6 protein-coding genes and 1 riboswitch are annotated in these 13079 nt (G+C 73.0%); all 6 genes read right to left on the reverse strand.

Annotation, left to right across the window (positions count from 1 at the left end; all coding sequences use genetic code 11):
• Positions 1 to 36: 36 nt before the first annotated feature.
• Complete coding sequence (metE, locus tag ACFXG1_RS32025; RefSeq protein WP_384745709.1) at positions 37 to 2400, reverse strand: 5-methyltetrahydropteroyltriglutamate--homocysteine S-methyltransferase; 2364 nt, start codon at positions 2398 to 2400, stop codon at positions 37 to 39.
• Between the two features lie 167 nt (positions 2401 to 2567).
• Positions 2568 to 2793: riboswitch (cobalamin riboswitch) on the reverse strand.
• Between the two features lie 180 nt (positions 2794 to 2973).
• Positions 2974 to 6645 carry a S8 family serine peptidase gene (locus ACFXG1_RS32030; RefSeq protein WP_384745711.1) on the reverse strand — a complete coding sequence of 1224 codons (3672 nt, stop codon included), beginning with the start codon at positions 6643 to 6645 and terminating at the stop codon, positions 2974 to 2976.
• A 406-nt stretch (positions 6646 to 7051) separates the two neighbouring features.
• The gene (locus tag ACFXG1_RS32035) at positions 7052 to 9826 is read right to left on the reverse strand and encodes a cation-translocating P-type ATPase (RefSeq protein ID WP_384716896.1); all 2775 of its coding nucleotides are present in this window, start codon (positions 9824 to 9826) and stop codon (positions 7052 to 7054) included.
• On the reverse strand, positions 9823 to 10866 hold the full coding sequence (locus tag ACFXG1_RS32040; protein ID WP_384716905.1) for a polyphosphate kinase 2 family protein: 1044 nt from the start codon (positions 10864 to 10866) through the stop codon (positions 9823 to 9825). The genes ACFXG1_RS32035 and ACFXG1_RS32040 overlap by 4 nt, the downstream gene beginning before the upstream one ends.
• Before the next feature lie 100 nt (positions 10867 to 10966).
• On the reverse strand, positions 10967 to 11632 hold the full coding sequence (locus tag ACFXG1_RS32045; RefSeq protein ID WP_384716899.1) for an HAD family hydrolase: 666 nt from the start codon (positions 11630 to 11632) through the stop codon (positions 10967 to 10969).
• 60 nt (positions 11633 to 11692) lie between these two features.
• Positions 11693 to 12952, reverse strand: a complete 1260-nt coding sequence (locus ACFXG1_RS32050; RefSeq protein WP_384745713.1) for a cytochrome P450 — start codon at positions 12950 to 12952, stop codon at positions 11693 to 11695.
• Between the last annotated feature and the right edge of the window lie 127 nt (positions 12953 to 13079).

Below are 13079 nucleotides of genomic sequence, written 5' to 3' on the forward strand. Positions count from 1 at the left end.
CCTGGGTATCGACACCTGAGCCGCCCGGCCGTCCCGTCACCGCCGCGGCGCCGCCCCCGTGTCCGTCCCCGTCTCCTCCGCCGCCTCTTTCTCCGTCTCCGCGCGGACCGTACGGGCCGCCGCGACCAGGTTCTCCAGCGACGCCCGCGTCTCCGGCCAGCCCCGGGTCTTCAGACCGCAGTCGGGGTTGACCCAGAGCCGCTCCGGCGGCAGCGCCGTAAGGCCGGTCCGCAGCAGCGCCGCGGCCTCGTCGACCGACGGCACCCGGGGCGAGTGGATGTCGTACACCCCCGGACCCGCCGCCCGCGGATAGCCGTGGTCCGCCAGCTCATGGGCCACCTGCATATGCGACCTGGCCGCCTCCAGACTGATCACATCCGCGTCGAGGTCGTCGATCGCCTCGACCACATCGCCGAACTCCGCGTAGCACATATGCGTATGGATCTGCGTCCCCGCCGCGACCCCCGAGGTCGTCAGCCGGAACGCCTCGGTCGCCCAGGCCAGATACCCGGGCCGGTCCGCCGCCCGCAGCGGCAGCGTCTCGCGCAGCGCGGGCTCGTCGACCTGCACCACCGCCGTCCCGGCGGCCTCCAGATCCGCCACCTCGTCGCGGAGCGCCAGCGCGACCTGCCGGGCGGTGTCGGCGAGCGGCTGGTCGTCACGGACGAACGACCAGGCCAGCATGGTCACCGGACCGGTCAGCATGCCCTTGACCGGACGGGCCGTCAGCGACTGGGCGTACGAAGTCCACCGCACGGTCATCGGCTCCGGGCGGGAGACGTCACCGGCGAGGATCGGGGGACGCACATAGCGGGTGCCGTACGACTGGACCCAGCCGTGCGCGGTCGCCAGATACCCGGCGAGCCGCTCCGCGAAGTACTGCACCATGTCGTTGCGTTCCGGCTCGCCGTGCACCAGCACATCGAGCCCGGCCTCCTCCTGGAAGGCCACCACCTCGTGGATCTCGTCCCGGATCCGCTTCTCGTACCCGGCCCGGTCAAGCCGGCCCGCCCGCAGTTCGGCCCGCGCCGTGCGCAGGGCCGTCGTCTGCGGGAAGGAACCGATGGTGGTCGTCGGCAGCAGCGGCAGCCCGAGCCGTTCGCGCTGCGCCGCGGCCCGCTCCGGATACGGCTGCGGGCGGCGCGCGTCGGCCCCGGTGACGGCCGCGGCCCTGGCCCGTACCGCCGGATCGCGGGTCAGCGGCGAGGACGCGCGGGCGGCCAGGACGGCCCGGTTGGCGGCGAGTTCGGCGGAGATCGCGCCCGTACCGTCGGTGAGTCCCCGGGCGAGGGTGACGACCTCCGCCGCCTTCTGCTGGGCGAACGACAGCCAGCGCAGGATCCCCGGATCGATCTCCCGCTCGGCCGCGGTGTCCAGCGGTACGTGCAGGAGCGAGCAGGAGGCGGCGACGTCGACCCGGTCCGCCAGGCCGAGGAGCGTACCGAGCGTCGACAGCGCCCGCTCCAGATCGGCGGCCCAGATGTTGCGGCCGTCGACGACGCCCGCCACCAGCCGCCTGCCCGGCAGTCCGCCGACGGAGGCCAGCGCCGCGAGATTCGCCGCCGCGGGTCCCGTGAAGTCCAGCGCCAGACCCTCGACCGGGGAGTCGGCCAGGATGGGCAGCGCCACGCCGAGCCGGTCGAAGTAGGAAGCGACCAGCAGCTTCGGCCGGTCCGTGAGCCCGCCGAGCAGGGCGTACGCCCGGGCCGTGGCGGCCAGTTCGTCCAGGCTGCGGTCCGAGACGAGCGCCGGTTCGTCCAGCTGGACCCAGGCGGCGCCGGCCGCCCGCAGATCGGCCAGGACCTCCGCGTACACGGGCAGCAGCCGGTCCAGCAGCGACAGCGGTTCGAATCCGGCGGGCGCGCCGGGGGCCGCCTTCGCGAGCAGGAGGTAGGTGACCGGGCCGACCAGTACCGGGCGGCCCGTCAGGCCGAGCGCGGCGGCCTCCCGGAACGCGCCGACCTGCGCGGCGGAGTCGGCCGTGAACACGGTGTCGGGCCCCAGCTCCGGCACCAGATAGTGGTAATTCGTATCGAACCACTTCGTCATCTCCAGCGGCGCGGCCTCCTGTGTGCCGCGGGCCATGGCGAAGTAGCCGTCGAGCGGGTCGGCGGCGACCGCCGCGCGATGCCGGGCGGGGATCGCGCCCACCATCACGGTGGTGTCGAGGACGTGGTCGTAGTACGAGAAGTCGCCCGTCGGCACCTCGGCGATGCCCGCGTCCGCGAGCGACCGCCAGTTCGCGGCGCGCAGCGCGACGGCCGTGCGACGCAGTTCGGCCGCGGTGACACGGCCCTTCCAGTAGCCTTCGACGGCCTTCTTCAGCTCCCGGTCCGCCCCCTGACGGGGGTAGCCGTACACGGTGGACCGTGCTGCCGCGGCTGCGGACTTCGTGGTCACGGAACTCTCCTTCGCGAGTCTTCTCCTGTGAGTCCCGGTGACGGGACGAGAACGCGAAGGGACGACACGGCGGACGGGTGCCGCCCGGCGCGTCCGTACGCGCCGCGGCCCCGCCGCTCATTCGTCGCCGACCCGCCCTCGAGGTCACCGGAAGACCGTGCGCGCACCGGCGCACACGGACGACGGGCAGGTCTTCGGACTCACGGGCACGTCCACCGGTCTCCCGGCGGGCACCTACTGGCCGTCGCTTCCCGGGTCCGTCACGGACCCAGTGCGTATGACGGCGGTCGTTCCCACTCACCGCTGCGGGGCAGTCCCGGATTCCCACCGGGTTCCCTCTTACGACGCCTCCCGTCCGGCTGACGGGGGCGAACCAGTCGTACGTGTCACCCTACGGCACACCGGCCCCGGCCCGAGCGAATCCTCCCCGGCCCGAACCGGCGACGGCCCGCCGGATTCCCCGAGGGGACCCGACGGGCCGTCGTGTTGTCGTGCGGTCGTGCGGTCGTACCGGATGACGACCGGTCACCCCGGTGGTGGGGCGTCGGAGGTCCGGTGATCAGCCGGTCGTCGTCACCGGGCCGCGCGCGCCGGCGGCGCCAGGTCCGGCCGGTCCGTCACCCGGAGGGCGTTGACCAGCGGCTTGGCGTATCCGCCCCGGGCCACGAAGCGGACGTTCAGCGTGCCGTCGGTGACCGTCACCGTATAGGCGCGCTGGACCGCCGCGTACGATCCCGCCTCCAGGGCGATGTCGAGGGCGGGCAGGACCTGGACGCCCTCGGCGAGTACGTCGAAGACCCGCTTGTCGGGCCGGGTCGACGACAGTTCGGCGAAGCCGAGTTCCACCGTGTAGACCCCGTTGGGCACCCCGTCGAAGCGGTACTCGTACATGCCCTCACGGGCCGTGCGGAACAGCCCCGGGTCGTCGGTGCCGGAGACCGCGCGACCGGTGGAGCGGGTCGCGGACGCGCCCTGGTAGCCGTACGAGCCGTTCGTATACGCCCGGTCCGGGGTCCAGGTGTCGCCGAGTACGTCGACCGACGACGTCCGGGCGCCGGTGTCGAGCGCCGCCCGGTAGCGCGGCACGACGACCGTGACGGGTACCGAGAGCACCGGCGAGCGTCCACTCCGGGACTCGATCCTGACCGCGGACGTCAGGACCGTGCCGGGGGCGAGACCCGCGGTGTCCACGGTGATCGTGAGCGGTGTCCTCGCCCCGGTGGCGAGTTCACCGGCGGCCGGTCCCGCGGTGAGCCAGGGGGCGTCCTCGGCGACGGTGAACGCCGTGCCGAGACCCGGGTTGGACAGCTCGATCGTCCGGGTGCGCCGCTGGTCGCCGGGGGCGACGACGTCGAGCGACGCCTTCGACGGCGTGACCCGTCCGGTGCGCAGCGACCGGGTGTCGCGGGCGACGGTCCCGGCCGCCACCTCGATGGTGCCGTCCGCGCTCTCGTACGCCGGTGCCGACACGGCCACCGGCTGCGGGCCCGCCGGGGTCTGGGCGACATAGCCGCCGTCGGCGCCGGTGGTGACGGTCACCGCCGATGTCCCGGTGCCGAAGGCGACGGTGGCGCCGGCGACGCCCTTGCCGTCGTTGGCGTCGACGACCCGGCCGTTGACCACGCCGTGGCGGGTGGTGCGGAAGGAGACCGACAGACCGTCGCTGAGGACGGCGGAGTTGAGGGAGTAGAGGAATGCGTCGGTGCCGGTGGCGTTCTCCACGCCGATGGTGGCGCTGGACCCGCCCGCCAGGCCGGTGCCCGTGGTGCCCTTGTAGTGGTAGGTCACCCCGCCGTTCTCGCCGATCACGGCGGCGAAGGAGAACCGCCTGCCCTGGTCGGCCCAGTGGACGACGTCACGCCATTCGACGGTGTACGACCGGTTCGGCGCGGTGCCCGTGACGCCGGTGAAGACCGCGGACTCGCCCTCGCCGGTCAGCAGCAGATCGTCCCAGAACGGGTAGAGGGCCGCGTTCGGCACCGCGGCGCTGGGCAGTGATCCGTTGGAGTCGCCGGTGTGGGGTCCGCCGAAGCTGAGGGTGCCGTTGGTGCCCACATGGGCGACTGAGTAGTTCTTCCCGTACAGCGGTACGGGGAAGGGGAGTTCGACGCGCTCGGTGGTGTTGTCGCCGGTGAGGGCGAGTCGCTGGGTCCCGGCCTGGTAGGCCCGGTCGCCGGTGGCGCAGGCGTATCCGAAGGTGTCCGTGCGCTCGGGCAGGGTCACGGCCGCGGTGGTGTCGCCGGCGACGGTGACACGGGTACTGCCCGCGGTGACGCACTTGGAGGGATGCGTGGCCCGGATCTCGTACTCGCCGTGCGGCAGGACGGCCTCGAACCGGCCGGCGGCGTCGGTGGTCGCGGTCACCGGTGTGTTGGTGACGGAGACCGAGGCCCCGGCGACGGGCCCGGCGGCCGACGACACCACGCCGGTGACCCGGGCGGAGGCGGCGGCGGTGAGCCCGAGGTCGAGGGTGGCGGCGGCGTTCTCGGTGACCGCGGCGGTACCGCTCGCGCTCTGGTAGCCGAACTTGGCGGCGGTCACGGCGTACGAGCCCGTGGAGAGCGACGGGAAGGCGTAGCGGCCGTCGGCCCCGGTGACGGCGGTCCGGCTGATCGGACCCTCCGCGGTGACCCGGGCCCCGGCGAGCGGGGTACCGCCCTCGGTCACGGTGCCGCCGAGGGAGCCGACCGGGCCGCGGGGCGCCGCCTGCACGGCGGCCAGGGCGTCGAGCCTGCCCTCGCCGAAGACGTTGTTGTCGGCGGGGGTGCCGCCGCAGGCGGTGGCGTCGACATCGGTGGCGGTCTGGTCGAGCAGCCCCTCGGTCTGGGCGATGTCGCCGCGGAGCGCGGGGGCGGCGGACCAGATCAGGGCGACCGCCGCCGCGGTGTGCGGGGAGGCCATCGAAGTGCCGGAGAACGATCCGTATCCGCCGTTGCGGATCGCGGAGCGCACATTGGACCCGGGCGCGGCGATATTGGGCTTGATGCCGCCCTCGTCACCGGCGCCCCGGGAGGAGAAGCTCGCGATGGCGTTGTTGATGTCGAAGGCACCGGAGCTGTACGACGCCACATAGTCGCCCGGGGAGCCGCTGGTGGCGCACGCCGGGCCGTTGTTGCCGTTGGAGAAGGCGGGGAAGATGCCGGCCGCCCGCCAGGCGGCGACGATCTCCTTGTACCAGGGGTTGTGGACGCCGCTGCCCCAGGAGTTGTTCACGATGTCGGGTGCCAGATCGGGTCGCGGATTGGCCCCGTTGACGTCGGTGGGGGCGAGGATCCACTGACCGGACGCCAGCAGCGACGCCTGGGAGCAGGAGTTGGACTCGCAGCCCTTCGCGGCGATCCAGCGCGCTCCGGGCGCCACCCCGATCTTGTTGGCGGCGCCGTCGTCGCCGACCATCGTGCCCATGGTGTGGGTGCCGTGGTCGTTGTTGTCGCACGGGGCCTTGACCGGGCAGATATTCGCCGGGTCGAACCAGTTGTAGTCATGGGTGTAGCCGCCGTCGGCGGCCCGGCCCCGGTACTGGGTGTTGACGGCCGGGTGCAGATAGTCGACCCCGGTGTCGATATTGGCGACCACGACACCCTCGCCGCGGACCCCGAGGGTCTCCCAGACCCGGGGTGCCCCGACCCGGTCGATGTTCCATTCGACCGCGTCGACGGCGTTCTCCCGCTCGCCCCTGACCGGCTTCGGGATGGTGACCGTGTCGTCGGCGTCGAGCCCGGCGACCTCGGGCCGCTGGGCCAGCGCCTCGGCGACCTTGGCGTCGGCGACGACCCGGACGGTGTTCACGGCCCAGTACGCGGTGTGCTCGGCCCGGACGTTCCGCAGGGCCTCGACGACCCCGGCCTGGGTACGTTCGGCGTGCGCGCGCTTGGCGTCGTACACGGCGCGGGCCTTGGCCGCCTTGGTCCCGGCCCGGTTCGCGGCCCCCAGGTCGGCGGCGGTGTCGAACCGTACCCAGAACTCCGTCTTACCGCGGTCGAGCTGGCGCCGCAGCTCGGGTTCGATCTTGCTCTCGGCGACCGTCGGCCGGTCGGCGGCGGGTCCGGCCTTCGGGGCAGCCCCCGCGGAGCCCGCGCCGAGCGGTAACAACAGCAGAACGCCGGAGAAGGCGGCCAGGGCGGAGAGCGCGGCCCGCGAGGGTCTGCGCTGTCCGCCGCGCCCGCGGGCGCCGTCGGTGGTGGAGGCGGGCCCGGCGCGTCTGACGCGCAGGACCCGGCCGATACGAGTGATCCGTCGTGCCACGGTGTCTCCCCTTGCGCTGGCGGCGGTGTACGCCGCTGAGGAAGGTGCCGGAAACGTGCGTGAAGCAGCAACGCCCGTCCATGGCAAGGCCGTTGGCAGGCATTGTCATGCACGGGGCGATGGTCGCCGTTCATCGTGGGGCAGTGGGCACCCCCGCAACAAGGGGGCCTCGTCGTCGCGGGCCGCGCGACAGCCACGATGTCCCCAAGAACACGCAAATGTCCCGCGAGGTTTCATCCGCGGGACACACGGGGGAGAAGCCGCCGCTCAGCCGAGCGCCGGACGGCTCACGGAGGGGCGCGGTTCGGGTCGCACGCCGTCCCGGCCGGTCCGGAGCGGTCCGGAGCGGTCGGGAGGGGTCGGAGGTGGTCGGGAGCGGTCGGGAGGGGGCCGGCGGCGGGCCCGGTCAGATGCCCGGCGCAGGGGCGGGCTCGGCCGCGGCACCCGGTGCCGTACCCCGGGCGCGCCGGGCGACGAGCTTCGCCAGCTCCCAGGCGACCAGCAGGACCAGCGCCGCCAGCAGGGCCCAGCCGAACTGACGGAGATCGAGCCGGGTGGTGTCGAGGATCCGGCGGAAGCCGTCCAGCTGGGTCACCATCACGGCCAGCACGAACTCCGCCAGCGCCGCCCAGTTCATCTGCTTGCTGTCGAACGTGGCGGCCCGCAGCACGGACGCGGTCTCGCTCCGGCACTCGAAGGCCGCCACGATCAGACAGAGCGCGAACGCGGTGAACGCCGTCGACCGGCCGATGTCCGCACTGCCGAAGTGCTTCTCGCCCAGCACGATCAGCGCCAGCAGCAGAACGGTCAGCGCGAGACCGCTCAGCCCGACGGAGAGCAGCAGGGGACGGGTCAGCACGGACTCCCCGCGCGGGCGCGGCCGTCGCCGCATCAGACCCGGGCTCTCCCGGTCGAAGCCGAGCGCGAAGCCGAACGGCGCGTTGACGACGAAGTGGATCCACAGCACCTGCGCCGGGGTGAACGGCTCACCCGCCGCGATATTGAAGAGCGTCGCGCCGAGGAAGGTCAGGACGAAGGTCACCAGCAGCAGCAGAACGAACCGGATGTACTTCGTCAGATTGTCGTAGAGCTTGCGGCCCTCCTCCACGGCGTAGACGATCGTCGCGAAGTTGTCGTCGGAGAGGATCATCCGCCCGGCGTTCTTCGCCACATCCGTCCCGCTGCCCATGGCGATACCGATATCGGCGGCCTTGATGGCGGGCGCGTCATTGACCCCGTCGCCCGTCATCGCGACGACCTCGCCCTTCTTCTTCAGCACATCGGCGAGCAGCACCTTGTGCTCGGGCGCCACCCGGCCCACCACACCGATGGTGTCGATCCGGGTGAGCCGCTCTCCGTCCGGCAGGGCCGCGAAGTCGGCGCCGAGCACCGCGTCGCCGGGGATACCGAGCTGCCGGGCGATGGCCGCGCCCGTCGTCACATCGTCCCCGGTGACCATCCGGACCCGGATATGGGCCTCCTGCGCGGCTGCCACGGCCGCCCGGGACTCCTCGCGCGGCGGGTCCACCATGCCCACGAGCGCCGTCATCCGCAGCCCGGTCACGTACCCCAGCAGATCGCCCCCGGCGTCGAACCCTTCCGGATCCAGATCCCGGGTCGCCGCCGCCATCACCCGGTGGCCCTCGCCGCCCATCCGCGCCACGGCCTCCGCCGCCCGCCCGCTCAGCTCCGCGTCCCACGGCACGGTCCGCCCGTCCGCCAGGGCGCTCTCCGCCCGTTCCACGACCGCGGGCGCCGCGCCCTTCACGAACACCCGCACCACCGGCCGCCCGGACTCGTCCCGCGCCGTGGTGAAGACGGCCATCAGTTTGTAGTCGGGGTCGAACGGCAGGGTCGCGAGACGCGGCAGCCGGTCCCGGGTCGCGCCGACGTCGAGACCCGCCTTGTGCCCGAGGACCAGCAGCGCGCCCTCCGTCGGATCCCCGACCACGGCGCCGTCGACCAGCCGGGCGTCATTGGCGACCAGGAACGGCAGGATCGCGTCCTCGACGCTCGCCGTGGAGCCCGCCGCCCGCTGGATCCGGCCGGTGAGCCCGTACCCCGTACCCGACACGGTGTAGCGGTCGGTCGGGCTGACCACCTCCACGACCGTCATCTGGTTCATCGTCAGCGTGCCGGTCTTGTCGGAGTTGATCGCGGAGGTGAAACCCAGCGTCTCCACCGAAGGCAGCTCCTTCACGATCGCGTTCCGCTGCGCCAGATGGAGACTGCCGACGGAGAGGATCACCTGGGTCACCGTCGGCAGCGCCTCGGGGATCGCCGCCACGGCGAGGGAGACGGCGCTGACGAAGAGCGTGTCCCACGCCTGCCCCCGGGTCCGGCCCAGGGCGAACATCACCACCATGGTCAGTCCGGCCGCCCCGGCGATCCACAGGGTCAGCCGGTCGAGCTGCCGGCTCAGCGGCGACTGCTCCGCACGGGTCGCCGTCAGCATGCCCGAGATCTTGCCCAGCTCGGTGTCGGCGCCGGTACCCGTGATCACCAGCACCCCGCTGCCGTGGGTCACCGGGGTGTTCATGAACGCGGTATTCGACTGCTCGCCCGGCGAAAGACCGCCGGACGGGGCACCGCCCGCGCCCGCAGGCAGCTTCGCCGCGTCCTTCGCGGCGGGCACGCTCTCGCCGGTGAGCGCCGACTCGTCGATCTGGAGCGCGTTCGCCGACACGATCCGCCCGTCCGCCGGGACCTGGTCCCCGGCCGCGATCAGGACGACGTCCCCCGCGACCAGCCCCTCGGCCGGGATCTCCGACTCCGCCCCGTCCCGCCGGACCCGCGCCGTCGCCCGCATCATCGACTTCAGCGCGTTCATCGCGCTCTCCGCCTTGCCCTCCTGCCGCAGCCCCACGACCGCGTTCAACACCGTCAGCAGGGCGAGCAGTACGGCCGTGCTCCACTGGCCGATCGCGAGGGACACCACGGCGGCGGCCACCAGGATGATCTGCATATAGCTGCGGTACTGGTCGAGGAAGCGCCGCCAGGCGGGCGGCGACTGCTCCTCCGGCAGCGCGTTCGGCCCGTGCGCGGCCAGCAGTTCGGCGGCCCGCGCGGCCGTCAGACCGACCGCGGGATCCACCCCGAACGCCGCCGCGACCTCCGCCGCCTCGCGCTCGTACCAGGGCGCCCCGCCGCCCGGGGGCTCCGGCCGGCGCGCCGTCGTCACCGCCCCGCCCCCTTACGGCCCCCGCGTCCCTTTCCGGCTTTACGGCCCCGCTTGCCGCGCCCCGACCCGGCGCCGGCCGGATGCGCGGCGGCGTACGGATCATCGGCCGCGCCCTCCGGCGCCTCGGCCTCCAGCTCGCGCCGTACGTTCAGCAGCTCGTCCCGGGCCTTCTTCCCCACGGTCGGATACCGCGGGTCCAGCTCCATCAGGGTGTGCACCAGCACCGCCGAAGCGCAGATCCTGGCGAACCACTTGCGGTCCGCGGGGACGACGTACCAGGGCGCCCACTCCGTACTCGTGGCCGACAGCATCTCCGAGAAGGCCCGCTGGTAGTCGTCCCAGAACCGCCGCTCGCGGACGTCGGCGGCCGAGAACTTCCAGTTCTTCTCCGGCAGGTCGATCCGCTTCAGGAAGCGGGCCCGCTGCTCCTCCTTGGAGAGATTGAGGAAGATCTTGACGACCTTGAAGCCGTTGTCGGTGAGATAGCGCTCCCAGTCGTTGATCTCGCGGTAGCGGCGCTCCCAGATCCCGCGCCGCCGCGCCGACGGCGGCAGCTTCTGCCGGTCCAGCACCTCGGGGTGCACCCGGACCACGAGGACCTCCTCGTAGTGCGACCGGTTGAAGACCGCGATATCGCCGCGGGCGGGCAGCCGGCGGGCGTACCGCCACAGATAGTCGTGGTCCAGCTCCTCGGCCGACGGCACCTTGAAGCTGCTGACATGGACGCCCTGCGGGTTCACCCCGCTCATCACATGCCGGATCGTGCCGTCCTTGCCACCGGCGTCCAGAGCCTGGAGACAGACGAGGACGCCGTACGTGTCCTGGGCCGCCAGCCGTGCCTGGTACTCGGCCAGCAGCTCGACCCCCGTCCGCAGCAGCTCGACCCCCCGCCCCTTCTTGAGATGGGCCTTGTAGCGGGGGTCGTAGTCCGCCGCGAGATCGACGTCCGAGCCCGGGGGGACCCGCAGCGGCTCGATGAACTCCGCGATCCGCCGGGCCCGCTTGTCGGTGTGGTGCGCCCGATGGGCCTTCTCCGCCATAGCCGCCGACCAGCCCTTCTCCCCGTACAGCCGTATCCCCGCCACCCTCCGCCGGGGACCCGGCGGAGGCAATGCGGGTGAGCCGTTCGGGTGAGGCCCCTCAGGCGTCGGAGCGGGCCGCGTTGTGCCGTGCCACCAGGTCCGGGAGTTCGTCCAGCGCGTCGATCCGGAACAGGCACCGCCCGGCCGTGTCCGGGGGGACGTCGAGGATATGGGCCCACGGACCGCGCCGGATCAGACAGGTCCTCATCCCGGCCCCGGCGGCCGGGCGGATGTCGTTGTCGGGCCGGTCGCCGACGTAGAGGATCGAGGACGCGTCACCACCGCCCGCGCGGACGACCCGCTCGAAGAACGCCGGCGACGGCTTCTCCACACCCCACTCCTCCGACGTGCCGATCACATCAGCGGCGAGGCCGAGGCCGCGGAGGATCGGCTCGGCGTACGCCGGCTGGTTGCCGGCCAGGCCCACGAGCAGTCCCTGATCCTTCAAGGACGCCAGACACGCCCGCGCGTCGGGGTAGAGATCCTCCTCGCCGAACGACTCGGGCTCGCCGGCGGCGGCCCGGAGTTCCCGTTCGGCCACGATGTCGAAGCCGGGCCGGAAGGTTCGGAACGTCTCCCGGTAGTCCAGACCGCGGGCGATCCCAGCGCCGAAGACCGCCGAGAGCGTATGCCGTGGCACGCCGAGCCAGTCCGCCCAGGTCTCGAACTCGCGGGACTCGTCGAGAATCGTTCCGCCGATATCGAAGAAGACCGCGTCGATCATGTGTACCCCTCCGCCGAAGACGCCTTGTCGGTGCGCCCCGAGCGTAGGTGTGCGGGGGTGTCAGCAGGCCCCGTGATGTCGCGTGATACCGCCGGGCGCCGGGGTCATGACCAGCTCCAGCCGGGCCGGGCGGCGGACGAAGAGACTGGGGACGTACGACGGCCGGTCGCCGGGCCGCAGGGCGATGTCCCCGGTCGCGTCCAGCAGGGCACGGAGCGCGACGACCGCCTCCAGCCGGGCCAGATGCGCGCCGACGCAGAAGTGGATACCCCGGCCGAACGCCGTATGGCCCCGGGCGGCGGGCCGCGCCAGATCCAGCCGGTCGGGGGTGCCGAAGGCCGCCGGGTCGCGGTTGGCCGCGCCCCACAGCAGCATCAGCCGGGCGCCCTCCGGCAGCCGGACACCGCCGAGTTCGGCCTCCCGGGTGGTGACCCGGAAGTGGCCCCGGAACGGGCTCTCCAGCCGCAGGGCCTCCTCGACCAGGGCCGGGAGGAGCCCGGCGTCGTCGCGGATCCGCCGCTGGAGCGCCGGGTCGGCGGCGAGCAGCCGGGCGGTCGCGCCGATCAGGCTCGTGGTGGACTCGGCTCCCGCCGTGACCAGTTGCAGCAGCATCGACGCGGCCTCGTCGCCGTCCAGGAGTCCGCCCGACCAGGCCTCCGCGACCTCGTCGACCAGCCCTCCGCACGGATGGTGCCGCGCCTCCTCCAGCCGTTCGCGCAGATAGGCCGTGAAGGCGAGGATCTCCGCGGCGAGTTCCCCGGTGCGGTCGGGGCCCGCGAGGCCGCCGAGAAGTTCGACACCCGCGTCGGACCAGGCGGTCAGCCGGTCCGCGTCGGCCTCCGGCAGTCCCAGGATCCGGCTGATCATCAAAGTCGGCAGCGGTCCGGCGACCCCGGCCATCCAGTCCCCGCCGCCGGCCGCGACCAGACTGTCCACCCGGGGCTCGACCAGCTCCGCCACGGTCTCCCGCAGGGCGTCCACCCGGCCCCGGGCGAAGGCCCCGCGGACGATCCGGCGGTGCCCGGTGTGCGCGGGCGGGTCGGCGGTCGCGAGGACGTCGGCGCTGCCCGACCCCGAACCGGCCGCGAGCAGCGAGACGCCGTCCTCGCCCGTGTACAGCAGTCCGAGCAGATTGCTGGAGTACGTGGCGGGGTCGTCGAGCGCGTCGAGCACCTCCGCGTGGCGTACCACCAGATGGAGACCGAGTCCCGGCAGATAGTGCACGGGACCGGCCGCGCGCAGTCTCTCGTAGAGGGGATAGGGATCGTCCAGTACGGCGGGGGCGAAGAGGTCCTCCGCCAGTACGGGGGCACGGGTCATCGCGACCTCCGGGTCGGTCTGCCTGCCGGGGCGCTGAGAGCATGGGCGATAACGCGTGACAGTTCAAGGCCCGTACGGCGGCGGGGGGGGGGCGGCGCCCCGCCCCCCCCCCCCCCCGGGGGACCCC

Source organism: Streptomyces sp. NPDC059248, from assembly GCF_042753905.1.
GTDB lineage: Bacteria > Actinomycetota > Actinomycetes > Streptomycetales > Streptomycetaceae > Streptomyces.

What these genes read in the sequence shown, in the direction of transcription:
- ACFXG1_RS32040 (WP_384716905.1), bottom strand. Translation starts at nt 10,866, where the DNA reads ATGGCGGAGAAGGCCCATCGGGCGCACCACACCGACAAGCGGGCCCGG.
- ACFXG1_RS32045 (WP_384716899.1), bottom strand. Translation starts at nt 11,632, where the DNA reads ATGATCGACGCGGTCTTCTTCGATATCGGCGGAACGATTCTCGACGAG.
- ACFXG1_RS32050 (WP_384745713.1), bottom strand. Translation starts at nt 12,952, where the DNA reads ATGACCCGTGCCCCCGTACTGGCGGAGGACCTCTTCGCCCCCGCCGTA.